This is a genomic window from Sandarakinorhabdus sp. (assembly GCF_051860625.1).
Lineage (GTDB): Bacteria > Pseudomonadota > Alphaproteobacteria > Sphingomonadales > Sphingomonadaceae > Sandarakinorhabdus.
In genome coordinates this window covers 147,210-172,262 of the sequence record NZ_JBHYDQ010000004.1, presented here as the reverse complement: position 1 = coordinate 172,262, position 25,053 = coordinate 147,210, and the positions used below count along the sequence as shown (strand labels likewise).

The window sequence follows — 25,053 nt, the reverse complement described above, 5'->3', positions numbered from 1 at the left end:
AAAATGCCAATGGTCGTGTGGTGGCAGCCAGCCGACGCCAAATGCGCATTGCAGAGCCTTGGAAAATATGACGTCTGGCCGCGCTGCTCGCAATTCGCGAAACATCCACCGCACCGGAACCAGAAATGTATCGCAGGACGCCTTCAATCCCGTCGCCCCGCCATGGCCTCATGCCGTTGGCTCTGGTGATCCTGCTGGCGACCGCCGGCTGCGACGCGACCGGTGACGCCGGCCGCACGGCCACCAGGCCGGGCAAGGCGCCACCGCTGGTGGCCGTGGCCACGCCGCAGCCGCACCGCTTCATCAACCGGATCGAGGCCGTGGGCACGGCGCGGGCGAATGAACAGGTGACCCTGTCATCGCCAGTGACCGACCGGATCGAACAATTGTCGTTCCGCGATGGCGGCTTTGTCAGCAAGGGCCAGATCATCGCGGTGCTTGCCCACGACGAGGAGGAGGCAGCACTTGCCGGCGCGCTGGCCGATGCGCAGCAGGCCCAGCACCAGCTCGAACGGCTGGAGGCACTGGGCGCGCGCGGATTTGCCAGCAGCGCCGTGATCGATCTGCAGCGGGCGACCGCGCGCCGGGCGCAGGCCCAGGCCGCCAGTGCACGGGCCCAGATTGCCGATCGCGTGATCCGGGCGCCGTTTTCGGGCTTCGCCTCGTTGCGGACCATTTCCGAAGGCGCCATCGTCGCCAGCGGCACGCCGATCGCCACGATCAGCGACCTGTCCCGCATCAAGCTTGATTTTGCCGTTCCCGAAACCGTGCTGAGCGCGCTCAAGCCCGGCCAGACGATCATCGCCACATCGGCGGCCTGGCCCGACATCCCGCTCAGCGGGGTGATCCAGATGATCGATCCGGTGATCGATCCGGCCACGCGCGCCGTGACGGTGCGGGCCATTCTGCCCAATGCCGGCAACCGGCTGAAGCCGGGTATGCTGCTCACGGTCGGCATCGAAGCTGCCGCGCGTGACGGGCTGGCGGTGCCGGAAATGGCGGTCACTGGCGATGGTGCCGATCGTTTCGTCCATGTCGTGGATGCCGATGGCACCGTTCACCGCACCAAGGTCCAGATCGGCATCCGCGATGCCGGCCTGGTGGAGATCAGGGGCCTGCCTGCCGGATCGCGCGTCGTTACGGAAGGCGTCGTCAAGGTCAGCGACGGCGGCCGGGTCCGCATCCGCGCGGCGCAGCCGGCGCTTGCCCTGCGTGCCGCGCCATGATCCTGTCAGACCTGTCGGTGAAGCGGCCGGTGCTGGCGGCCGTCGGCGCCATCCTGATCTCGCTGGTTGGCGTCGCCGCCTATTTCAACCTGTCGGTGCGCGAGTATCCGGAAACCGAACCGCCGGTCGTGTCTGTCACCACCGACTACATCGGCGCTGCAGCGTCGGTGGTCGAAAGCCGCGTCACCCAACCGCTGGAAGAACGGCTGGCGGGTATCGAGGGGATCGATACAATCTCGTCGCGATCCACGGATGGCCGATCGGCCATCAGTATCGAATTCACGCCAACCACCAATGTCGACAACGCCGCCAACGATGTGCGCGACCGTGTGGCCGGTGCGATCGGCGACCTGCCCGAAGAAGTCATCGCGCCCGAGGTCCGCAAGGTCGATGCCGATGCCCAGCCGATCATCTATGTCATCATTCGCGCGCCGGCCTGGGAAAAGACAAAATTGTCCGACTGGGTCGATCGCTTCATGGTTGATCGCTTCTCGACGCTGCCGGGCGTTGCCCTGGTGGTGTTCAGCGGCGAAGCGCGACCGGCCATGCGCATCTGGCTGGATGTCGAGCGGCTGGCGGCCTACCGGCTGACTCCGAACGATATCGAGGCCGCGCTGCGCCGGCAGAATGTCGAGCTCCCGGCTGGCCGGATCGAAACGGCCCAGCAGAATGTCTCGTTGCGGGTCACCCGCGGCTTCCAGACCCCGGCCGAGTTTCTTGCGCTTGTCATTGGCCGCGGTGCCGATGGCTATCTGGTGCGCCTGGGCGATGTCGCCCGCGTCGAACAGGGCGCGGAAAATCCCTACACGTCCTTCCGCTTCAAGGGCGAGACGGCGCTGGGCCTCGGCATCGTCCGCCAATCCGGCGCGAATACCCTTGAGGTCGCCCGCGCGGTGAAGGCGCTGGTGGCCGAACTGGAAACCAATCTGCCCGATGGTGTGACCGTCACGCTCGGCTCCGACAATTCACTCTATATCGAGCGCGCCCTCGACGAGGTGTGGTGGACGCTGCTTGAGGCGACATTGCTTGTCGTGCTGGTCATCTTCGCCTTCGTCGGCAGTTGGCGGGCGACACTGATCCCCGCCATCACCGTGCCGATCTGCCTGCTGGGCACCTTTGCCGTGTTGTGGTTGCTGGATTATTCGATCAACCAGCTGACATTGCTGGCGCTGGTGCTCGCCATCGGCCTGGTTGTCGATGATGCGATCGTCGTGCTCGAGAATGTCCATCATCGCATCGAGGACGGCGAAACGCCGCTGGTTGCTGCCTTTCGCGGTACCCGCCAGGTGGGCTTTGCCGTGATCTCGACAACGCTGGTTGTCTGCGCGGTCTTCGTGCCGCTGATGTTCATCGCCGGCCAGACCGGCGCCTTGTTTCGCGAACTGGCAACCGCGCTGATTGCAGCAGTGGCCCTGTCCGGACTTCTGGCCCTGACACTGGTTCCGATGCTGTGCTCCAAGCTGCTGCGGCCCGGCGAAGGCGCCCGCCTGGCCCAGTTTGTCGATCGCGCCTTCAGCAGGCTGGAGTCCGCTTATGGCCATGTGCTGCGCGGCAGCATCGCCAGGCCATTGCTGCCGATGGTTGGCGTTGCCGCTTTCCTGGCACTGGCCGGCTGGCTGTTCACCACGCTCAACGTCGAACTCATTCCCGCCGAGGATACCGGCGTGCTCGAAGTGCGGCTCAACGCGCCCGAGGGCACCAGCTTTGCCCAGCTCGACCGCTACACCAGGGAGGTGGAGACAACGCTGCTTCCGATGGCGGCGGGCACGGCGCCGGTGCGCGGTTTCAACGCCCGGCTGCCATCCTCGCAGGGCTTGTCGGAAGATTTCAATGCCGGCCAGATGACAGTCTACCTGCGCCCCTGGGAGGAACGGGTTCCGACATCCGCCGACGTGGCGCGGGACATCACCCGCCAGTTGCAGGATGTCGCCGGCGTGCGCGGCAATGCCACGGTGCGATCGTCGCTGGGGCGTGGCCGCGGCCAGCCGGTCAACTTCGTGATCGCTGGCGCCAGCTATGAAGACCTGGCCAGGGCCCGCGATCGCATCCTCGCCGCGGCCGACAAGAACCCCGGCCTTGTGAACATCGACGCCGATTATGTTGAATCCAAACCGCAGATGCTGATTGACGTGGATAGCGCACGTGCCGGTGACCTTGGGGTCTCGGTCGATGATGTCAGCCAGGCGCTGCAGACGCTGATGGGATCGCGCCGCGTCTCGACCTATGTCGACAATGGCGAGGAATATCGGGTGATCGTCCAGGCCGATGCCGCCGGCCGCAGCACCGAGTCGCGGCTCGATTCCGTCTATGTCCGTTCCCGGTCGGGCGCGCTGGTGCCGCTTGCCAGCCTTGTCCACACCCGCGACAGTGCCACGGCGCGCGAACTTGGCCGCTTCAACAAGATGCGTGCCATCACCCTGCAGGGCGGCCTTGCGCCCGGCTATTCGCTCGGCAGCGCGCTCGCCTTTCTGGAGGCCGAAGCGGAAAAATCCCCCGAGGTGCTTGCCGTTGGCTACCGCGGTGAAAGCCAGTCGCTGAAGCAGACCGACAGTGCCATCTGGCTGGTGTTCGGCATGACCATCATCATCATCTACCTGCTGCTGGCCGCGCAGTTCGAAAGCTTTGTTCACCCCGCCATCATCATCACCACCGTGCCGCTGGCGGTGGGCGGCGGCATTATCGGGCTGGCGCTGGCTGGCATGACACTCAATCTCTACAGCCAGATCGGCATTGTCATGCTGGTCGGGCTGGCGGCCAAGAACGGCATCCTGATCGTGGAGTTTGCCAACCAGTTGCGTGACGAGGGCATGGCCTTCAACAACGCCATCACGCAAGCAGCGACGCGGCGGTTGCGGCCGATCCTGATGACATCCATCGCCACTGTGCTGGGGACAGTGCCGCTGGCGCTCAGCGATGGCGCCGGCGCCGGCGCGCGTTCCGCAATCGGGGTCGTGATCGTGGCAGGCGTGTCGCTGGCAACCTTGATCACGCTGTTCCTGATCCCGCTGCTCTATTCGCGGCTGGCGTTGCGGACCGGGTCCCCGCTTGCCGTCACGCGGCGGCTGGCCGGTGAACTCGATCCAGACACGGGGTCACAGCGCCCCTGAACTGCGACCAAGCGCCGATCGCCCGCGCCCCGCGCTGCCGGCGCCGGCCACCGGCCGCAAAACAAAGGCTGCTGCGGCGATGGGGGCCGCAGCAGCCTGCGCTATCATACTGTTGGCGGGGACGCTCTGGGTCAGCCGCCGAAGTTGAACCTGATGCCGATGCGGAACGTCCGGCCCAGGAAGTCATACAGGGTCTGGTTGATGCCAACATCGACGTTCGAGTTGTCGGACGGGCCCTTGCCGATCTTCACCGGATCCTCGTTCAGAAGGTTGCGGACCTGCAGGTACAGCTGCGGCTTGAAGCGTTCGACGGGCAGCGTGTACGACAGGAAGGTGTCGAGGTAGAAGGCGCCCGGGATGCGGTTGTTGTCGATCGTCCGGAACCGTTCGTTGATCGGATTGGGGCAGGTCGTCTGGCACTCGGTGAAATCATTGCTGTAGACACCGGAGCTTAGCCCACGACCGACCAGCTGGAAGCTGAACGTATCCGGGATGGTATAATCAAGCGTGGCCCGGAAGGTCCAGTTCGGCGGTCCGCCAAATGTGTTCTGGCCCGCAGTGTTGATCTTGGACTGCACCGGGCTTTCCGCCGAGTCTTCAAGGAAGCGGGTCGCCACTGCACGCAGGGCGATATTGCCCGGCGCTTTGCCGATGATGTTGTTGAGATTGAAGCGATAGCTGGCTTCAAAGTCGATACCCCGCGCCCGGTTGGTCACGAAGTTCACCGGCGAATTGGCGATCAGATATTCATCGACACCAGGCGCGCCGCCCGCCAGCGAGAATCCGGCCTGGCCAAAGCCGATGGTTCGCTCGTTGGCGGTGCCCTGGGCAACAATCGCCTGGATGCGGTTGCAAAGCTCGGGGCTGGTGTCGCTTCGGCACAGGTCCATGATTTCCTGGGCTGTCACCAGCCCAACCGCGCCGTTGATCCTGATGTCGTAATAATCCACCGACAGGCCAAAGCCCGGCAGATAGGACGGGCGATAGACGGCGCCAAAGCCCAGCGTGTCGGCCTTTTCAGGTTGCAGCGCCAGGTTGCCGGTCACGGTCTCCGTGAACCGTACGGCCGGACGGCCCGTCTGCCACGGGTCGGAAACCGTGTTGGTACGCCGCGAACCGGCCTGGAACAATTCACCCAGGTTGGGCGCGCGAATGTCGCGTGACCGGGTGAAGCGCAGCCGCAGGTCGTCAACCGGCTGCCAGGTCAGGCCGGTCTTCCAGGTCACTACCGTGCCCGACTGGCTGTAATCGGTGTAGCGCGCCGCACCGGCAAATTCGAAGCCAAGCGGCAGCCGGAACAATGTTTCAAGATAGGCTTCGGTGACGTTGAACGAGCCCTGCGTGGCTTCGAAGTTGCCGACAATCCAGCCGCTGCGGAACTGGTCCTCGACAAAGCCGCTTACCGCTTCACGGCGATGTTCAACACCAAAGGCGATACCGATCGGATCGATCAGCCCGTTCTCGATCGAGGTGCTGAAGTTTACGGCCGCAACATCCTGCGTGTACTTCTGATCGGTGTACGGATCGCCGACGATATAATCCACCACGGCCTGCGAGTTCACGCCGGTGCCAAAGCTGTTGTAGGGCAAGCAGCCTGCAAACAGCGGATCGGCCAGTCGTGCAGCCGTCGCGCGGCAGACAATGTTCCCCGAACTGTCGCGCACCGCATCGCGCGCATAGTTGAGCTTGGTGCGGTTGATGATCTGGTTCAACTGGACACGAACATTCGAAACACCATGCTGATAATAGCCGTCGATGTTCCAGTCCGAACCCAGCGCGTCGAAGCCGCCGGTGAAACCGGCAACATAGCGCTGCACACGACGATCATTGTTGCTGAACCGGGCCGGCAGGTCGCCTTCCCAGCTGCCGATACGGAAATCGCCGATGCCATCGGCGATCATCCGGCTGCGCAGCGGCTCGGGAATGAAGGGGTTGCGCGTGTTGACCGTGATGTTGCCCTTGCTGGTGAGATAGCCGCCCGCGTTGGCTGATCTCGATGCATTATACGTGGCTTCAGCGAACACTTCGAAATTGCTGGCGACTTCGAAGCTCACGCGGCCGAAAATGCTCTTCACATTTTCGCCCGGCTGGATCGACGTCTGGTCGAAGTGCTGGCTGACAAGAAAGTCACCGCCCAGGGTCCACGGGCTGTTGTTGAGACGGTTCTCACCGAAATTATACTGGTTGATCGTGCCGCCAACACCAAAATAGGTGCCAAGATAGTTCAGCGATGCCGCCGACTGGGACGCCAGTGGCCTGGTGATGATGCCGCCTGCCGTCAACGTGTTGAGACCGGTGCGCGCGCTGGCCAGCAGTTCGGGTCGCCCGTTGCCCGGCACAAATGCCGGGTTCTGGATCAGGTGGACGTTTTCGCTCGCCCACGGCCGCGGGGCACCCAACACGCCGGCGCGGTCAAGAAAGTCACCGCTGACGATGATGTGGCCGCGGCCGCCGGCGAACTTCATGCCGCCGGTCAGCGAGATGCGGTAGGTCGTGTCGTCGCCATAGGTGGTCTCACCATAAGTGAGATCGCCCTTCAGGCCAGTGAACTTCTTGTCCAGAATGAAGTTCACGACACCGGCAACGGCGTCCGAACCATAGACCGAAGAGGCACCACCGGTGACGACTTCGACGCTCTTCACCAGGCCCTGCGGGATGGTGTTGATGTCGACGGTGCCATTGATGGCCGACCCGACCGAGCGGCGCCCATCCAGCAGGATCAGTGTGCGGTTGGAGCCAAGGTTGCGCAGGTTGATGGTGTTGAGGCCAGAGGTGCCGCCGCTGAGGTTGCGCTGAGTGTTGGCCGGCGTGACGCTGCCAACCACCGACGGGATCTGGTTGACGAAATCGGCCAGGTTCGGTTCCGCGGCGGCCTGGATGGCCGCCTGGTCGATCACCGTCACCGGGGTCGGCTGATCAAAGCCCGAGCGCGAGATGCGCGAACCCGTCACCGTCACCAGGGCTTCATCGGCCGGTGCTTCGGCGGCCTGCGCCGCCACGACCGGCGGCGCTTCCTGCGTATAGGCAGCCGTCGCACCGGTCAGCAGCAATGTCCCCAGCAGCCCCCTGCGGGTGGCGTGTATCGAAGTCAGCAAAGTGCGCATGTCATGTCCCCTCGTTGATCCGGATGCCCCATTTTCCTCCCCACGGAGGCCAACCCCGCACTCGATAAAAGCAAAAGTTTCACAATTGCGTCTTAAGGGTGCAACTTGGCCAACCGACCATGGAACGCTATCAGTGCGCTGCCCGGCGTCAATTGGATGCCCTGCGGCATTGGCCATGTTAAGTGGTTCGATATCCATAGCCCAAGGCTATCGATGGCCCTGCGCACCCCTCATGCTGATCGTTGAAAATCGCAGGCCGCAAGCGCCCGGTCGGGCAAGGCCCGGCGCGCGTGCCGGCATCGGGATGATCGCCCATTGATCGCTGTTGCAGCAACGGCTGGCGGCGCCCGAGACGTCCGAACGCTGGCGCGCAAGCGCACCGGGCGCCGCTAACAAATTGACTTTGTATGCGCTGCCAGCGTTTGCCGCGTTGGTGTTGCAGGTGGCGCCATCGGCAACATCTTGGGTGACCAGCGTTCACGACCAGTCGCAACGGCGCCGATGCGCATGTCCGGCTGTCTCGCGGTGGCCTCGATCGATGCGCGCGCCGTGCGCCGCGGCAATGGGATCGAACGGTCGCCCGGTCTCCCGTCGCACCCCTGCCTTGCCAAAACCAAGGCAATTCAGGTTATTGCCTTCCCGGCAGGGCTCGTATTCCATCCTATTCAGGTGGGTTTGCGGCATTCGGCGATTCGCTGTCTCAGCCGATTTGAAGACCGTGACGACAGGCGCCTTTGCCAAGCTGTCCCTCGCGCGTTCGATGGCTGGCGCGGCGTGGCGCAAGTCGTCCGGCCCGGTACAGGAATTGCGAATGGCCTTCAGGAGGGGACATGGGCCGCGGCGCGCGCGGCCGCGGGAACGGCAGGCGGCGTGGCCACAACGCACCGCGTGCCGCTGGTCGCTTCGCCGGGGTTGAGCGCAGATGACGGACGTCCGCCTTGCCGATCCGCTGGTGCTGTTGGGGTTGCTGGTCATCCCGGCCATCATGCTGTGGCGGCGCCATCGGGGGCGAGCCCCCTTGCGGGTCGTGCCCTATGCGGCAGCATGGTCAGGCAGCAGCAGCATTGCCGGTGCATCGCGCATTGCTGCACTTTACGCGGCGCTGGCGCTGCTGATCGTTGCGCTGGCGCGGCCGCAACAGATCAGCACCGATCAGAAGATCGAACAGCAGGGCTATGACCTGATGCTCGCCATCGACTTGTCGACATCGATGTTGTCGGAGGATTACCGGGGCCCCAAGGGGCCGATCAATCGGCTGGAAACGATACGTCCGGTCATTCAGCAATTCGTCAAGCGGCGCCCGAACGATCGGATCGGGATTGCCGTCTTCGCCCGTCGCGCCATCACCCTGGCACCGCTGACCACCGATCATGCCTGGCTCGCCCGTCAGGTGGCCGCGCTGCGCATCGGCCTCATCGACGATGGCACGGCCATCGGCGATGGGCTTGGTGTGGCGTTGAACAATATAGCCAAGGCGCGGGCCGCATCGGCCGGCACGGGCGGCGCCTTCATCGTGCTGCTGACCGATGGCAGCAACAACAGTGGGGAACTTACCCCTGCCGAAGCCACCGCCCTGGCGCGTTTTCGCACCATTCCCATCTACACGGTTGGCACGGGGCGCAATGGCATGGTGCCGTTTCCGGTGTTCGCGCCCGATGGCCGGCGCATCGGTACCCGGCAGCAACCCTCGGCGCTCGATATCGAGGCCCTGAAAACCATTTCGGCACAAACCGGAGGGCGCTTCTTCATGGCCGGCGATGCGAAGGCGCTGGCGGCGGCATTCGCCGCGATCGATGCGGCAAGGAAGGCGCAGTTCAGCGTTCGCCGCACCGTTCGGATCGATGAGCTTTATCCATGGCTGGCGTTGCCGGCGATCCTGTTGCTGGCGGTTGCGGCGCCCGGCCTGCGCCGCAGCGGCGCGGCAGCGTACCGGCAGCCGGCATGAGCCTTGCCGCGCCCTGGACGATGCTGGCCGCCGCGCTTGCCGCGCTGGCAGTGCTGCTGATTCTGCTGGTCCGGCCCCGCAGCCCGGTGGACTCAGCCTTGCCTCATGTGCAGTATGCCCATGTCGCTGGCGGCAGGGTACGGCTGGGGCAGGCGCTGCCTGCGGTGCCGTGGCGCTTCGTGGCGGCGCTGCTCCTGATCGTGCTGGCCCTGGGGCGGCCGCAATGGGGCCAGGCGCCTGTGGCCGGGCCGGTGCGGCACGAAGTGGTGATCGCACTCGACCTGTCGCGCAGCATGCTGGCGACCGATGACTTGCCGTCGCGGCTGGAGCGGGCCCGCGGCATCGCACGCCGCTTCGTCGATGAATCGCCGCTTGCCGATATCGGCCTCGTCGGCTTTGCCGGGCGCGCCTATCTGCTGGCCGCGCCCAGCGCCGATCACACGCTGCTCGATACGTTTCTGCCGGCGGTGCATCCCGATCAGATCCTCGTGCCGGGCAGCGATCTTGCCGCCATGCTCGAGGTGGCCATGAAGGCCTTCAACGACGAGGCGACCCACCGCACCATCGTGCTGTTGTCCGATGGTGAGGCGGAGCCGACCCAGTGGCGCCCGATACTCGCCAACGTGCGCGCGCGCGGCATTGCTGTTGTCACGGTGGGACTTGGCACCGCCGAAGGCGCCGTCATCCGCAGTACCGACGGTGCCGAGGTGCGCACGCGGCTGAATGCGGACGTGCTGCGCGCCATCGCGCAAGGGTCCGACGGCGCCTATCTCGATGCCAACCAGGCCAGCGCCCTGGCCGCGCGTGTCGATGCGATCCGAAATGCCGCCGCCGGCCGTGCGCCGGGCGCCGGTGCGGCGGCAACCGCAGAGCGCTTCGGATGGCTCATCCTGCCTGCGCTGCTGCTGCTGCTGTGGAGTGCGGCACGCGAGTGGCCGGCACGCCCGCGCCTTGGCCGGTTGAAGAGCCGGTTCCGGCCCCGGCCCCCGCTTCCGGCCGCGCTGGCGAGCGTGGCGGTCGTGCTGTTCGTCTCCGCCACCGCAGGCCATGCGGTCAAGCCGCCACCGGACGAGCCTGACCCGCTGCGCGAAATCAAGCAGGTGGTCGGCACGATGGTGACAGGCCGCGCGCGCAGTGCCGATGATTATCTGGCGCTGGCCCAGGCCACGCTGGCCTATGGCGAGGAACATCGCCAGCATGTGCATCCATTGCAGATCGGCGTGCTGATGGATGGCGTGGCCGCAGTTGATGCCGGCCGGGCGCTCGATCCGGGCCGGCCCGGCTGGGCCGAACTGCGCGGCAAGCTGCAGCGGCTGCTGCGCCCGCAGCGTACCGCCGATGATCCCGAAGAGGGCGATGGCGAACCCATGGGCGAGCCGGACGCCGGCGACGAAGCGCCCGACCCGGATGAGGCCGGCTTTGATCCCAAGGGCAAGCCGCCCGATGAACGCCGTGTTGGCGGCACCAGTCGCCCCGGCCCCGAACAGGCCGAGTGGCGCGTGCCCTCGCTCGTGAAGCCGGGCTATATCCTCGAAAAGCTGCGGGAGGCCGATCAGCCGGGCGACCTGTTTCGCATGATGCAGGCGCAGGAGCCAGCCGCGCCGCGCAAAACTGGCCAGACATGGTAGGGCCTTGGGTAAGGCCTTGGGTAAGGCCGTGGGTAAGGCCGTGGCTGGCGATCCTGCTGGCCGTGGCGTCGCTGGCCGCAGCGCCACCGCCGCCACCACCAGCGCCGCCGCCATCCCCGCCGGCGCCCGACGATGTCGTCACCGGCGCGTTCCAGCTGCCCAAACGCCAACCCTGGGCTGGTGAGGTGTTCTCGCTGGGCTTTGCCTGGCAGGTCGATTGGGACCTGTTTCGATATCTGGAAGGCGATCTGGGCTGGAAGGCGGATCCGCTGGTCATCGAGGGCTGGACGCGCCTGCCGCTGGGAACACCCTATCCGCAGGCTGGCCGAACGCGTGCCGATCTGTCGTTCACGACGCGCGCCATCGCCCTCGCGGCGGGCAGCATCGCCTTGCCGCCGCCGACGCAGCAGATGCAGATCGTCACCGGTTCCTATGAGACCAGCGGTGTCACCATCGCCAACATCGGCGCGGTGGCGGCCACGGGCGGCGCGGGCCGGCTGACCGTGCGGGCGCTGCCGCCGCCTCCGGCAGGCTTTGGCGGCGCGGTCGGCGATTTCACACTGCAATCGGCGGTGGACAAGACCACGGGCGAAACCGGCAAGCCGATCACCTGGACCGTGCGATTGTCCGGTACCGGCAACTGGATGGGCTTTGGCGGCATCCCCTCGCGCCCGCTGCAACGCGATTTCGACGTGCTGGGCGCGCCCAGGCGCAGCAACGACGCCAGCGACAGCCTGTTCGAACGGACCGTCAGCGAGGCCATCACCATCGTGCCGCGCAGGCCGGGCCGTTTCGCCCTTGGGCCTGTCGAAATGACTGTCTTCGATCCCCGCGCCGGCAAGTACCGGACCGTGTCGGCACCGGCCATCGAGATGACGATCGCGCCGGGCGCTGCCGGCAGTGTCGCCCCTGGCTACGACCCCGATCCGACGCCGCCACCAGCCGATGATCGCCTGCCCGGGCCGCTCGCCGGGATCGGCGACGCCTCGCCACCGCTGCCGCGCTGGGCATGGACGGCCGGCTTGGCGCTGCCTGGCGTGTTGCTGTCCTTGCTCTGGCTGGGACTGGCCATCCACCGTGCGCTGGTGACCGATCCGCACCGGCCGTCACGCCGCGCCCATGCCCGGTTGATCCGCACGCTTCACGCATTGGCCGCGGCGGCCGATGCCCGTGGGCAGCGCCAGTTGCTGCGCCATTGGCAGCGCGATGCCGGCACCCGCCTCCAGCTTGGCCACGCCGCGCCCACCCCGGCCATGATCCCTGATTCCGATTGGGCTGAGCTGTGGCACGAAGCCGATCGCTGTCTCTATGGCCCCGATGTGCCATTGCCCCCCGATTGGCATGCACGCGCCAGTGCGGCGCTGGCACTGGCGGGCGAACCGCCGCCATTCCGGCCGGTCCGCATCCTCACGGCGGCGCGGCTGGCGCCGGTGGTGTTGCTGCTGTGCCTGGCTGGGCTGCACGTCGCGGCGGGCGCTGCCGCGCCTTCGCCAGCACCCACCAAGGTCGCACCGCGTGACTGGATCGCCCACTACACGCTGGCGCGCACGGCGGCGGCGGCTGGTCAATGGGATATCGCAGCCGCGCATGCCGGCATTGCCTGGGTGCAAAATCCCCGCTCGGCCGAGACGACGTCACTCTGGAAACTGGTGGCGCAGGAATCAGGCGTTGGCGGCCGCGCCCGCGGCGGCTTGCCGGTGCCCGACACTTTGCGCGGCAATCTTGCGGGACTGTTGCCGCCGCTGGGCTGGCAGCGTCTCGCCATTGTCGCCGCGCTCTGTGCGACCGGCGGCTTCGGCCTGTTGCTGCTGCAGCGCTTTGGTCATGCACATCGGGTCCGGCGCCTGCTTGCCGGCGTCGCGGGCGGGATGGGTGTGCTCGGCATGGCGGTCGGGGTGGCCGGGCAACAGGAATATGGCGCAGCATCGGCCCCCGATGCCGCCATCATCGTGCGACAGGCAGCGCTGCGACCGCTGCCTGTCGCCACCCCGGACAGCGAGACGATCTGGGTGCTGCCACCGGGCACGGCCGCCCACATGGACGCCGGCTTCATGGGCTGGGTGGCGGTGCGTACCCCCGATGGCCGTTCTGGCTGGCTCCGCCGTGAGGAGCTTGTGCCGATCTGGCAGCCGGCGCCCTGAGGTCCGGTCAGGACGCCGGGCAGGTCCCCGGCGGCGGCGTGTGCGGCAGCGGCATGCCCGACAGCGCCACGGTCATCTTGCCAGACTCGATCGCCGCCGCGCCGTTGACGAACAGGTCCGTCACGCCTTCGGCCAGAACGGCGACCTTGTTGAAATCATTCTTGGGCGCGAAGGTCTCGGGATCGAACACCACGATGTCGGCGAAATAGCCGGCCTTCAGATAGCCGCGTTCCTTGATGCCAAAGGCATCGGCGGTGGCGCCGGTGGAATTGCGGATGAAGAAGGGCAGGGTGATCACCTTCTCCTCGACAACATATTTGCGATATTTGGTCGGGAACGTGCCATATTCGCGCGGGTGGCCTTCGCCGCCATCGGAATCGGTCAGGGTCCACGGCTGCTTCATGTAATTGGCGATGTCCGCCTCGCCCATGACGAAACCGATCAGCGACTGGCTGCCGCCCTGCTTCAGGATGCGGATGGCAGCGTCAACCGGGGCCATGCCCCATTCCTTGGCCACCACGTCCATGAACTTGCCGGTTTGTGGCATCCCGGGCGCGCGGAACATGAACTTGTTCGGGCCGCCGGTCCGTTCAAGGTTGCGGGTCATCTCGGTCTTGATCCGATCAAGCGTCTCGGGATTGTCGAGCCGCTTCAGCAACGCCTCGCGCCCGCCATCCATGGCCCAGTTGGGCACGAACATCGCCGTGATGCTGGTGCCGTTTCCGGTGTAGGGATATTGGCTGGCGGTCACCTTCTGGCCGGCGGCGCGCGCATCGTCCACCATCTTGATGACCTCGACCGATTTCCCCCACAGCCTGGGGCCAATGATCTTGATGTGGCTGAGGTGCACCGGAATATCGGCTTCCTTGCCGATGGTCAGCGCCTCGCGGAACGAGGCGATCGCCCCCACCGTGAAATCGGAATAATCGCGGGTATGGGTATCATAGACGCCGCCGCGCGTCGCCGCTTCCCTGGCAAGTGCGATGATCTCGTCGGTCTTCGAATAGGTTTGGGGAACATAGAACAGGCCGGTCGACAGGCCGATCGCACCCTCGCACATGCCTTGGGCAACCAGCGCCTTTTCCCGGGCCAGTTCGGCCGCAGTCGGCGCGCGGGCGTCCGGCCCGATCACCGCCTCGCGGATATTGCCATAACCGACATAGGACGCGACATTGACGCCAATGCCATCAGACTTGAACTTGCTGAAAATGCGCTTGAGGCCAGGGTCGCCGCGGCCATCGACACCAAGGAACAGGGTGGTGGCACCCTGGGCCAGCCAGGCGGGCACCTGCCGCTGCTTGGGATCAGGCGATTCCAGGAAATGCTGGGCATGGGTGTGGGGGTCGATGAAGCCGGGAGCAACGATCTTGCCAGTGGCATCGACAATGCGCTTTGCGGTCACGTCGGCCCGCGGCCCGACATAGCTGATCCGGTTGCCGGTGATGGCGACATCGCCCACGTAAGGCGTCATCGTGGCGGATCCGTCATAAACCGTGCCGCCGCGGATCAGCACATCGGCAACCGGCTGTGCCGATGCCACCCCAGCAGCGGCGATCCACGCCGCCGCCAGTGCCCGCGCCGATGCCCTGCCAACCATTTCCAGCCGTTTCGCCATTGCGATGCCTCCCTTCACCGAAATGCCCGTCGGTCATGCAGCGACATGCCCCGCCGACCAATGGCCATGTTCTCACCCCAGAGTGCGAACTATGCGGCTGTGGAAAGCACCCGTCAACGTCACGCCCGCAAGGCCCCCCACCGAGAATGTGCCACCCACCAAATGCCACCGCATTGTCACATCATGGCGCGGGCATGATGATAATGGTTGCCGCCCGTATCGACCTTGCTGCCGATCACATCGCAGCCTGCCGCCGCCAGCAACTGGCGGTATCGTGCCGCGCCAAGCGAACGTGAAGGCTTGCCGGTAAGATTGTCGGTCCACGCGCAGGGGTGCGGCGGCGCGGTGAACAGGACATGGCCGCCGGGATGCAGGGCCCGGCCGATCTGCAGGATGATGCTGCGCTGCGCCGCTTCGGGCAGCAGGAACAACAGCCCGATGGCCAAGGCGGCATCGAATTGGCGATCGAAAAACCGGCTGGCTTCGGCGCGCTCGCAGGCCGTGGCGGCGCCGGGTATCCGCTGGCGAAAGGCCGCAATCATGGTGGGGGCAGGGTCGATTCCGAACAGGCAGAAACCCTGCCCGGCCAGCGCCAGCGCATTGGGATCACCAGTGCCGCAGCCGATATCGACGATGCTGCCGCCCGGCGGCAGCTGCCTGGCCCAATCGGTAACGATCTCGACACCGATATCGGAACGCAGGGCGGCAAAGCGGCCGGCGACGGCTTCCCAGCCAGCAGAGGGATCATCCGTCATCCAGTGGGCGTTGGTCTGGCAGCGGGGTGGTTCAACCGCCGCCGGTCAGCGGTTCGGCAGCAATGATGCGGAACGGTTCGCTGCGCTGCGATTGGCGGAACAGGCAGAGCTGCGCGATCTCGTGCGGGCCGGTCACGGGCGCCAGATAGGCGCGCAGGGCGCTGACGACATGTTCACGAGTGGCATCGTCGCGCACCCGCCCGGTCAGCGTCATGTGAAAGCGGAAATCCTCGAAAATCCAGGGATAGCCATAGGCGATCAGCCGCGCATCCTGTTCTGCCGTCATCGGCGCGCGCCGCCGCCGGGCCAGATCGGCGTCTGACAATGCCGCGCGAAACGGTTCGAACCCATGCACACAGGCGGTGTGCAAGCCAGTCATCGCCGGATTGGGCTGGGCAAGCATCAGCGCCACAAAGCCACTGAGGCTAGTGACGGCCAGATCGGCCATGAACGCCGGCTGCCCGGCAGCAAACGTGGCAAAGGCAACGAGCAGATCGGCTTCGCTGCGGCTGTCGGCCAGTTCGAACGGCGCCTTCAGGGTGGCGTGAAAGCCATAATGGCCGGCGTCCCCGGTCAAGGCGACAAGCGCTTGCGCATCAAGGTCCAGCCCGGCAAGCGCCGGCCGTGCCACCATCGCCCCCGTCCAGGCATCATAGCCCAGCCAGGCGCTGGCCAGCATGGTGAGGGCATGATCCTGCGGCGGCGCATAATAAAGGGCATAGCGAGCGCTCATGCGACCCGCGCGCCTTTCACCCAAACGGCGCGCGGCACCGGCCAACCGTCACCGGCGCGGTGCACCTGCACCAGATCGGCCCGCTGCCCGGCGGCAATCAGGCCGCGATCCGCCAGCCCCGCAATGTGCGCCGGATTGACCGTCACGGTGGCCAGCGCCGCGCTCGGGCTCCAGCCGAACGGCGCTTCGGTCAACTGGAAGGCGGCACGCAGCATGGAAAGCGGTACATAATCCGACGATAGAATGTCCAGCAGGCCGGCCGCAGCACAGTCACGCGCGCTCAGATTGCCGGAGTGGGAGCCGCCGCGCACGAAATTGGGGCCGCCCATCACATTCAGCAGGCCCAGTTCGCGCGCGCGCCGGGCCGCGGCCAGCGACACCGGGAATTCGGCGGCCACGCAGCCATCATCATGGCTTTCCTCGACCTGGCCGACATTCTCATCATCATGGCTCATCAAGGCGATGCCAAGTGCGCGGGCGTGGGCCACCACCCCGGCGCGATTGCGCGGGGCAACGGCGGAATCACGCCACGCGGTGCGCGATGCCAGGATCGTGTCCATTTCCTCCGCCGACATGCCAGCGCGTTCCAGTTCCAGCTTGAAGCGATCCATGTTGACCGTCTGCCGCTGACCGGGCGTGTGGTCCATCACGCTGAGCAGCCGCAGCCGCGGATTGTGAAGATGCGGCGCCATCAGCGCCAGCAGTTCCGGATTGGTCACTTCGCAGCGCAAGTGCAGCAGATGTTCGGCGCGCAGCAGGCCTTCGGTGCCGGCCGCATCCATGGCCGCGATCATCGGGCCCAGCGCTTCCTTGCGGTTTAGCCCATCCTTGCTGCCATGCAGCGACAGGCTGTCGAACACCGTGGTGATGCCGGCCGTGATGCATTGGCCATCGTGCGCCAGCGCGGCGCCCACGGCATCCCACAGCGCGCCCGGCCGCGGTTGATAATGTTTCTCCAGATTGTCGGTGTGGATATCGACCAGGCCGGCGATCAGCAGATCGTCGCCAAGGTCGATCGCATCCCCGTGCGGCGTGTCCGCCGGAACCACCGCGGCAATCGTCGGGCCGTCGATCAGCACATGGCCGGACACCACCGCGTCGGGCCCGACGATCTGGCGGGAAAACAGGCGGATGGTCATGGCAGGCTCCAGAGGATCGGGAGGTGGGCGGGCCCGGTCAGGCAGCCGCCTTGAAATCGGACACATTGAACAGGCGCGTCGCCACGGCGTCGCGCACGTCCAGATCATGAAAGATGCCGACCATCGCCGCACCCTTGGCCAGCGCGGCCTTGATCAGATCGACGACAATGGCGCGGTTGGCAGCATCGAGGCTGGCGGTGGGTTCATCGAGCAGCAGCACCGGATATTCGCGGATGAAACTGCGGGCGATGTTCACGCGCTGCTGTTCGCCGCCGGAAAATGTCGCTGGTGGCAGGTCCCAATGCGCTTCGGGCAGCCGCAGCGCGTTGAGCAGGACAATGGCCCGTTCGCGCGCTTCATCGGCCGGCACGCCATTTTCCAGCAGCGGCTCGATCACCAGATCAAGCGTTGAAATGCGTGGGATGACCCGCAGGAACTGGCTGACATAGCCCAGGGTGCGCCGCCTTATGTCCAGCACGTCATGCGCGGCGGCCCGCGTGATATCGACCATGGCGCCATCGTGCATCACATGCACACCGCCGCCACTGGGCAGGTAATTGCCATAGATGGTGCGCATCAGGGTGGATTTGCCGACCCCGCTTTCGCCGGCCAGCACCACACATTCGCCGGGCATCACCTCCAGCGAGAGTTGGTCGAACACCGGAATCGCCGTTGCCCCCTGGTTGTGCAGGGTGAACAGCTTGGAAAGATTGTCGACCCGGATGGCAGGCATGGTCATGTTATTGTCCTTGGTGTCCGAGGTCAGATCTGCAGCACGCTCGACACCAGCAACTGCGTATAGGGGTGCTGCGGATCGTCGAGCACCTGATCGGCCAGCCCGGTTTCCACGACATGGCCGTTCTTCATCACCATCAACCGGTCAGCCATCAGCCGGGCCACGGCCATGTCGTGGGTGACGATGATGGCCGCCAGCCCCATGTCGCGGACCAGTTCGCGCAGCAGATCGAGCAGGCGCGCCTGCACCGACACATCCAGGCCGCCCGTGGGCTCGTCCATGAAAACCAGCCGCGGATTGTGGATCAGGTTGCGGGCGATCTGGATGCGCTGCTGCATGCCGCCGGAAAAATTGCGCGGCTTGTCGTCCACGCGGGCCAGATCCAGTTCCACGCGGCCCAACCAGTCGCTGGTGGCGCGGCGCATGTCGCCATAATGGCGCTGCCCCAGGTTCATCAGCGGCTCGGCGACATTGGCGCCGCCCGATACCCGCATGCGCAGGCCATCGCGCGGATTCTGGTGCACAAAGCCCCAATCCTCCCGCTGCATCCGCCGCCGATCGGGTTCCGACAGCGCATAGATGTCGGTCAGCCCATGGCGGCGCGCATTGAAGGCGATGCGGCCCGATGTCGGAGGCAGCTTGCCGGAAATGCAGTGCAGCAACGTGGTCTTGCCCGACCCGCTTTCGCCGACGATGCCCAGCACTTCGCCGGCGCGCATCTCGAAGGAGACATCGATGCAGCCGGTGATGTGGCCATACATCTTGGTGAGGCCCTGCACCTGCAGCAGCGGTGTTTCGGGAGACGGGGCAGCGTCAGTGGCCGCCGCGTTCAGAAGGGCCTGGTTCATGGCGCGGGCTCCGGCTCGGGTTGGGCCAGCACATGGCCGGCCAGTGCGCCGGCATGGCCCTGCGCGCGGCGTTCGCTGCAATGATGGCTGTCCGAACAGACGAACATGCGATTGTTGGAATCGTCCAGCACCACTTCATCAAGGTAGGAATCGGTGGCGCCGCACAGGGCGCAGCATTCGTCCCAGCTTTGCACCTCGAACGGATAATCCTCGAAATCCAGGCTGCGCACGCGGGTGAACGGCGGCACCGCATAGATGCGCTTTTCACGGCCCGCGCCGAACAGCAGGATCGCCGGGCACATGTCCATCTTGGGATTGTCGAACTTGGGGATCGGCGACGGGCTCATCAGATAGCGCTCGTCGATCAGCACCGGATAGCCAGCGCCGCCGGCAATGCGCCCGAACGCCGAGATATTCTCATACAGCGAGACATATTGCAGGCCATATTCGGCATAGGCATGCATGGCGCGGGTTTCGGTTTCGCGCGGTTCCAGGCCGCGCAGCGGTTCCGGCTGCGGCACCTGGAACACCATCACTTGCCCGGCTTCCAGCGGCCGTTCCGGAATGCGGTGGCGGCTCTGGATGATCGTGGCCGCGCCCGTATCCTCGGTGGTGGCAACATCGGCCACCGCTGCAAAGAACCGCCGGATGGAAACGGCATTGGTGGTGTCGTCCGCGCCCTGATCGATGCATTTATACACATCGTCCGGGCCGATGATCGCTGCGGTCAACTGGATGCCGCCGGTGCCCCAGCCATAGGGCACCGGCATTTCCCGGCTGCCGAACGGCACCTGATAGCCCGGCACGGCCAGCGCCTTCAGGATGGCGCGGCGGATCATCCGCTTGGTCTGCTCGTCCAGATAGGCGTAATTATAATAACGCTCTTCGCTGTTGGCGGCCGCGGGGCTGGATTGGGCCGTCATTCCGCAGCTTCCTTCATCGGATCAGCCTGCGCTGCCGCAGCTCTGGCGGCGGCGGCGGCATGTTCCTTGCGCAGCCGACGCAGGAATAGCAGGTCGGCCTGAAAATCGACATAGTGCGGCAGTTTCAAGTGCTGGACAAAGCCGGACGCCTCGACGGTATCGGCATGATACAGCACGAACTCCGCATCCTGGCAGGGCGCCATCACCTCCTCGCCGAATTCGGCACCGCGCAGCGCGCGATCGACGATCGCCATGCTCATCGCCTTGCGTTCGTTGTGGCCGAACGACAGGCCATAGCCGGTGGTATATTGCGGCGCCTGGCCATCGAGGCTGGCGAAGCCGGACAGCATCAGACACTCGGTCATGGTGATGTCGGCAATCTCGATCTCGAAACCCAATTCGTCGGGCACGAAGCCCACGCTCACCTCGCCCATGCGGATCTCGCCGCACAGCGGGTGGGTGGAGCCCCAGCCGCGCTGGCTGGAATAGGCCAGCGACAGCAGGAAACCTTCGTCGCCGCGGGCCAGCGCTTGCAGGCGCTGGTCACGCCCGGCCGGAAATCCCAACGGCTCGCGCGTCAGGTCAAAGGGTTCGGGCGCATCGGCGGCCACCACCGGTGTTTCCAGCAGGCCTTCGTGGGCAAATACCGAGGCGATGGTCGGCATTTCGGCCGGCATCGGTTCGTCGGCGGTCGGCGCGGCGGCCGGCACGCCGCCTTCGGCGGCCAGTTTGAAATCGAGCAGCCGGTGGGTGTAATCAAAGGTGGGGCCCAGCACCTGGCCGCCCGGAATATCCTTGAACGCCGCTGACACCCGACGCTGCACCGCCATGCGTGCGGTCTCCACCGGCACCGAGGCGCCAAAGCGCGGCAGGGTGGTGCGATAGGCGCGCAGCAGGAAAATGGCTTCGGGCAGATCGCCGCGCGCCTGCTTGATCGCCAGTGCCGCCAGGTCGGGATCGTGGCACGAACCTTCGGCCATCACCCGGTCCACCGCCAACTGCATCTGCGTGCGGATCTGCGCCACCGACAGTTCCGGCACCGCCGGATCGCCGCGGCGGGCTTCCGCCAGCCAGGCGTGCGCGTTGGTGATCGCGCGCTCGCCGCCCTTTACAGCAACATAGGCCATGACATCAGGCTCCCGTATTCGAAGAGGTGGGTGGCAGGGTGATGCGGGTGGTGCGCGGGATCGCGATCAGTTCATCGCCCGCACACAGCATCAGATCGATGCCGAACTGAAAATGCGCCACCAGCTCGGCGCGTTCGGCCCAGAAGGCTGCGGTCAGGCCTTGCGGCGCGATCCTGGCCGGATCGGCAATGCCCGGCCCGCGCAGTTCCAGTTGCGGCCCGCCGTGCAGCGCCGGCAGCAGGATGATCACGGTGGCAGCCTGATCGGGATAGCGCGCATCACCCTGATTGAACGCGGCCAACGGCGGCATGTCGGGCGCTGCCAGCAGCAGCGCAAAGGCAGCCTGCGCATGCGCCGCCGCCAGCGGGCAGGTGCAGTGAAAGCGCAGCCAGCTTTCCACCGCGCCGCCGCGCAGCCCGGTATCCAGCCACAACGGCGTATCCTGATCGATCAGGGTCAGCGCGGCGGCCCCGGCGGCCCGGCACAGGCCAGCGGGCGGGGTGGGCGCGGCCGACAGATCGGCGATCAGGCCCGGCCGCGCCGTGGCATTCATGATGGCCCGAAACGCCGCCTGGCTTTCGAGAGTCGGATCGGCAAATCCGGGCTGCAACCCGGAAAGATCGAGCGTAAGCGAAGCGGTGGACATCGGCTCAGGCCTTCCGGTCGCGGACCATGGTGAAGAATTCGACCTGCGTGGCCTTGGCCTTGCGGCTGACCACATCGGCCTGCGCCTGTGCTGCGGCCTGCAGCGGTGCGATCACCAGCCGTTCGGCCGTCTCGCGGTGGGCGGGCGATTGCAGCATGGCATCGATCACGGCGGCGGCATGGGCATGGCGCTTGTCGCGGCCCGCCACATAACCAATGCCGGTTTCGCCGCTGGACAGCCGCACCGCACAGCGCGTCACCGTCACTTCGCCCAGATTGAAGGCATCGCCGGTGCCACCGGCACGGCCGCGCACCATCACCATGCCGACTTCCGGCGCGCGCAGCGTCACGGCGTCGGGTGCCTGCACCTGCTCCCACAAGGGCAGCAGGGTCACCGGCGATGCCTTGGCCAGCACCGACAGCCAGCGCTGCCGTTCCGCAGTGGTGTTTTCAACAAATCTTTCCGCGCTTGCCCCGGCATCAGTCGACAAATCCGACATTTGTTGTCCCCGTTACTTGCCTAGTGGTAGATGAATGATAATATACCGACAACAGTTTAATTGCTGCAATAATATGACAGCCGTAAAACTTGTTGTAATAAAACTTCAGGATAAGCGTAATGCAAGCACTGGAACGTCAGGGTCGCGCACCGGAAAATTCGGGATCGCGGCTCTGGTTCAGCATTGCCAAGCGGTTGGAAGCCGACATCGCCGAACGGCGGCTGGCGGTTGGCGACAGGCTGCCCACGGAACAGCAGCTCTGCGCGCAGTTCGACACCAACCGCCATACGGTGCGCCGCGCGCTGGCCTGGCTGCAATCGCGCGGGCTGGTGGAATCGACGCAAGGGCGCGGCAGCTTCGTGCGGCGGCCGTCGATCATCTACCAGATCGGGCGGCGCACCCGCTTCACCGATCAGTTGCAGCAGCAGGCGGCCCAGCCCTCGGTACGCACACTGACACTGGAATTGCAGCCGGCGACCCCGGCCATCGCCCAGGCGCTGGGCATCAGGGCCGGTTCCCCGACGATCTTCATCGAACGGATCGGCTTTGCCAATGATCAGCCGCTGTCGATCGCCTGCCACTGGTTCGCTTCGGAACGCCTGCCGGGCTTTCGCCAGCATTATGATCGCTCCCGCTCGATCACCGTGGCGCTCGCCGATTGCGGCGTGGCCGATTACACCCGCCGGCGCACCAAGATTTCCGCGCGCCTGCCGACCGCGGCAGAGGCGCAGTTGCTGGCCCTGTCCCGGCATGTCCCGCTGATTCTCACCCGATCCTGGAATATCGATGGTGCCGGGCGCCCGCTGGAATATGGCGAAGCCCGCATGGCCGCCGACCGGGTCGAAATCCTGATCACCAGCGATACGGCCGAGGGTTCGGGCTGAACCTTGCCCGCCCACTGCCGACCGCCAACCGACCATCCCGCCACCCTGACCACAATGCTGGAGCCTTCATGACCGACATCCTGTCCAACGCCTGTATCGTCACGCCCGGTGGGGTCGTGGCAGGTGCGCTGACCTTCGCCGATGGCATGATCACCGGCATCGACAGTGGCGCAACCAGGCACGGAATCGATTGCGATGGCGATTATCTGATCCCCGGCATCATCGACATCCACACCGACAATCTGGAACGCCACTTCTACCCGCGCCCCAATATCGATTGGGATCCGGTGTCGGCCGCCATCGTCCATGACGGCCTGTGCATTTCGGTGGGCGTCACCACGGTTTACGATTCGCTGTCGGTCGGTTCGTTTGGCGCCGCCGCTGCCCGCACGCCGGACAATCTGCACCGGCTGACGGCAGGGCTGCATCAGGCAGCGGCGGCCGGCGTGCTGAAGGCCGATCACCGGATTCACTGGCGCTGCGAGGCGCCGTCGGATGTGCTGGCCGATTGGCTGCCGCCGCTGGCCGAACAACCGCTCACCGGGCTGTTTTCGTTGATGGATCACACGCCGGGGCAGCGCCAATATCGCAACGCCAGCCGTTTCTTTGCCATGTGGCGCAAGGAAGGGCTGACCGAAGCCGACATCGCCGCCCGCATGGCCGAACGCGCCGAACGCGTGGCGCGCAACGATGCGCCCAACCGCAAATTCGTTGCCGATATTGCCCGCGCCAAGAATCTGCCGCTCGCCAGCCACGACGACGAGACCGTGGCCCATATCGAAGACGCAGCCAGCCACGGCGTCACCGTTGCCGAGTTTCCTGTCACCTTCGAAGCGGCCGAGGCGGCGCGGGCGCACGGCATGTGTGTGATCATGGGCGGGCCCAATCTGATCCGCGGCGGCTCCTATTCCGGCAACGTGCCGGCCAGCGACCTGATCGATGCCGGCATGCACATCGGCTTTGCATCGGATTATGTGCCGCGCAGCCTGGTGGAATGTGCCTTTGCGCTGGCCAATGGCCGCTGGGGCCTGCCGATCGAACGCGCGGTCGATACCGTGACCGGCGCGCCGGCGCGGGCCATGCGGCTGCACGATCGCGGCGCGCTGGTGCCCGGGCGGCGCGCCGATATGGTGCGCGTGCGCCGGCAGGCCGGCCAGGTGGTGGTGCGCGGCGTGTGGGTGCAGGGCGAACGGGTCGGGTGATCCGGCCATGATACGCGTCGTCACCCTCAATAGCTGGAAGGACGAAGGCGATTGGCCGGCGCGTATGGCGCTAATCGCGGCCGGGCTGGCCGCGCTGGACCCCGATATCATCTGCCTGCAGGAAGTCTATGTGGGCGGCGGGCGCGATACCGGCGTCGTTCTGGCGGCGCGAACGGGCCTGATCTGCACGCCGCTTGCCGCCCGGCACAAGCTGCGCAGCGGCATCATGTCCAGTTCCGGCGTGGCCATCCTCAGCCGCCAGCCGCCCAGCGCGGTTACGGCCATCGAATTGCCAACATCGCCTGCAGATGGCGGCCGCAAGGCGCTGTTGTGCCGCTTTGCCGCTGCAGCCGGCCCGCTCTGTGTGGCCAGCCTGCATCTCAGCCATTTGCGCACCAGCGATGCGGCAGCCCTGCGCGCCGCGCAACTGGCAGCCGTCATCGCCGCCGCCGATCCGGATTCGGCGCTGGTGCTGGCCGGCGATTTCAACGCGCCGTGGGATGCGCCTGAACTGGCCGCGCTGCATGCGCCGGGCTGGACCGCGACGGCCACGGGCCTGGCGGGGCAGAGCAGCCTGATTGGCCGGCCGGCGGCGCTGATCGATCATGTCGCCCTGCGTGCGCCTGCGTCCGGCTCTGCCACGCTGGGGCTCGCCGAGCCCCGCTTGGTGTTCGATCAGCCGATGCCAGACGGGACCATCGCCAGCGATCATGCCGGCGTCATGGCGCTGATCGTGCGAAAATAGCCCGACAAATCACGCAGTCGTCGCCCCTGCCGGCGCTGGCCGTCATGCTT

Annotated in this window: 19 protein-coding genes; 8 read left to right on the top strand and 11 right to left on the bottom strand. The window is 66.0% G+C overall.

Translation table 11 applies throughout. From position 1 onward, the window contains the following. Positions 1-170 precede the first annotated feature (170 nt). Positions 171-1,226 (top strand): efflux RND transporter periplasmic adaptor subunit, encoded by a 1,056-nt coding sequence (locus tag ACTIEZ_RS05965; RefSeq protein WP_439545741.1) that lies wholly within the window; start codon positions 171-173, stop codon positions 1,224-1,226. Further along, the gene (locus tag ACTIEZ_RS05960; protein WP_439545740.1) at positions 1,223-4,333 is read left to right on the top strand and encodes an efflux RND transporter permease subunit; all 3,111 of its coding nucleotides are present in this window, start codon (positions 1,223-1,225) and stop codon (positions 4,331-4,333) included. Before ACTIEZ_RS05965 ends, ACTIEZ_RS05960 begins: the two co-directional genes overlap by 4 nt. Positions 4,334-4,464: 131 nt before the next feature. Here the strand turns inward: ACTIEZ_RS05960 and ACTIEZ_RS05955 are convergent, their stop codons facing one another. Next, complete coding sequence (locus tag ACTIEZ_RS05955; protein ID WP_439545739.1) at positions 4,465-7,437, bottom strand: TonB-dependent receptor plug domain-containing protein; 2,973 nt, start codon at positions 7,435-7,437, stop codon at positions 4,465-4,467. A gap of 922 nt (positions 7,438-8,359) precedes the next feature. Between ACTIEZ_RS05955 and ACTIEZ_RS05950 the strand changes: the two genes are divergently transcribed. The 3 genes from ACTIEZ_RS05950 to ACTIEZ_RS05940 all read left to right on the top strand — a co-directional run bounded on the left by ACTIEZ_RS05950 (position 8,360) and on the right by ACTIEZ_RS05940 (position 13,151). Beyond that, a complete protein-coding gene (locus ACTIEZ_RS05950; RefSeq protein WP_439545738.1) occupies positions 8,360-9,382 on the top strand; it encodes a VWA domain-containing protein in 1,023 nt (340 codons plus the stop codon). Beyond that, entirely contained in the window at positions 9,292-11,010 is a 1,719-nt protein-coding gene (locus ACTIEZ_RS05945) for a vWA domain-containing protein (RefSeq protein ID WP_439545737.1), read from the top strand. Before ACTIEZ_RS05950 ends, ACTIEZ_RS05945 begins: the two co-directional genes overlap by 91 nt. A 62-nt stretch (positions 11,011-11,072) precedes the next feature. Continuing rightward, on the top strand, positions 11,073-13,151 hold the full coding sequence (locus ACTIEZ_RS05940; RefSeq protein ID WP_439545736.1) for a BatD family protein: 2,079 nt from the start codon (positions 11,073-11,075) through the stop codon (positions 13,149-13,151). 7 nt (positions 13,152-13,158) lie between these two features. Here ACTIEZ_RS05940 and ACTIEZ_RS05935 read toward each other — a convergent pair whose 3' ends face one another. From ACTIEZ_RS05935 to phnG, 10 genes are all read right to left on the bottom strand, one after another. Then, positions 13,159-14,766, bottom strand: coding sequence for an N-acyl-D-amino-acid deacylase family protein (locus ACTIEZ_RS05935; protein WP_439545735.1), 1,608 nt, complete (start codon positions 14,764-14,766; stop codon positions 13,159-13,161). A 176-nt stretch (positions 14,767-14,942) separates the two neighbouring features. Further along, positions 14,943-15,521, bottom strand: coding sequence for a class I SAM-dependent methyltransferase (locus ACTIEZ_RS05930; protein ID WP_439545734.1), 579 nt, complete (start codon positions 15,519-15,521; stop codon positions 14,943-14,945). A gap of 31 nt (positions 15,522-15,552) precedes the next feature. Next, the gene (locus tag ACTIEZ_RS05925) at positions 15,553-16,254 is read right to left on the bottom strand and encodes a DUF1045 domain-containing protein (protein ID WP_439545733.1); all 702 of its coding nucleotides are present in this window, start codon (positions 16,252-16,254) and stop codon (positions 15,553-15,555) included. Next, complete coding sequence (locus ACTIEZ_RS05920; protein WP_439545732.1) at positions 16,251-17,393, bottom strand: alpha-D-ribose 1-methylphosphonate 5-triphosphate diphosphatase; 1,143 nt, start codon at positions 17,391-17,393, stop codon at positions 16,251-16,253. Before ACTIEZ_RS05920 ends, ACTIEZ_RS05925 begins: the two co-directional genes overlap by 4 nt. A 37-nt stretch (positions 17,394-17,430) precedes the next feature. Beyond that, on the bottom strand, positions 17,431-18,132 hold the full coding sequence (gene phnL, locus ACTIEZ_RS05915; RefSeq protein WP_439545731.1) for a phosphonate C-P lyase system protein PhnL: 702 nt from the start codon (positions 18,130-18,132) through the stop codon (positions 17,431-17,433). A gap of 23 nt (positions 18,133-18,155) precedes the next feature. Then, positions 18,156-18,977: a phosphonate C-P lyase system protein PhnK gene (gene phnK, locus ACTIEZ_RS05910; RefSeq protein WP_439545730.1), complete on the bottom strand. Its 822-nt coding sequence runs from the start codon at positions 18,975-18,977 to the stop codon at positions 18,156-18,158. Beyond that, positions 18,974-19,900 carry an alpha-D-ribose 1-methylphosphonate 5-phosphate C-P-lyase PhnJ gene (locus ACTIEZ_RS05905; protein ID WP_439545729.1) on the bottom strand — a complete coding sequence of 309 codons (927 nt, stop codon included), beginning with the start codon at positions 19,898-19,900 and terminating at the stop codon, positions 18,974-18,976. The genes phnK and ACTIEZ_RS05905 overlap by 4 nt, the downstream gene beginning before the upstream one ends. Further along, a complete protein-coding gene (locus ACTIEZ_RS05900; protein WP_439545728.1) occupies positions 19,897-21,027 on the bottom strand; it encodes a carbon-phosphorus lyase complex subunit PhnI in 1,131 nt (376 codons plus the stop codon). Before ACTIEZ_RS05900 ends, ACTIEZ_RS05905 begins: the two co-directional genes overlap by 4 nt. Before the next feature lie 4 nt (positions 21,028-21,031). Continuing rightward, positions 21,032-21,673, bottom strand: a complete 642-nt coding sequence (gene phnH, locus ACTIEZ_RS05895; RefSeq protein WP_439545727.1) for a phosphonate C-P lyase system protein PhnH — start codon at positions 21,671-21,673, stop codon at positions 21,032-21,034. 4 nt (positions 21,674-21,677) lie between these two features. Further along, positions 21,678-22,172, bottom strand: a complete 495-nt coding sequence (phnG, locus tag ACTIEZ_RS05890; RefSeq protein WP_439545726.1) for a phosphonate C-P lyase system protein PhnG — start codon at positions 22,170-22,172, stop codon at positions 21,678-21,680. Between the two features lie 119 nt (positions 22,173-22,291). Here phnG and phnF point away from each other — a divergent pair, with 119 nt between their 5' ends. The 3 genes from phnF to ACTIEZ_RS05875 all read left to right on the top strand — a co-directional run bounded on the left by phnF (position 22,292) and on the right by ACTIEZ_RS05875 (position 25,003). After that, a complete protein-coding gene (phnF, locus tag ACTIEZ_RS05885) occupies positions 22,292-23,056 on the top strand; it encodes a phosphonate metabolism transcriptional regulator PhnF (RefSeq protein WP_439545725.1) in 765 nt (254 codons plus the stop codon). Between the two features lie 68 nt (positions 23,057-23,124). Then, positions 23,125-24,258, top strand: a complete 1,134-nt coding sequence (locus ACTIEZ_RS05880) for an alpha-D-ribose 1-methylphosphonate 5-triphosphate diphosphatase (RefSeq protein WP_439545724.1) — start codon at positions 23,125-23,127, stop codon at positions 24,256-24,258. Positions 24,259-24,265: 7 nt separating this feature from the next. Then, the gene (locus ACTIEZ_RS05875; RefSeq protein ID WP_439545723.1) at positions 24,266-25,003 is read left to right on the top strand and encodes an endonuclease/exonuclease/phosphatase family protein; all 738 of its coding nucleotides are present in this window, start codon (positions 24,266-24,268) and stop codon (positions 25,001-25,003) included. Positions 25,004-25,053: the final 50 nt, after the last annotated feature.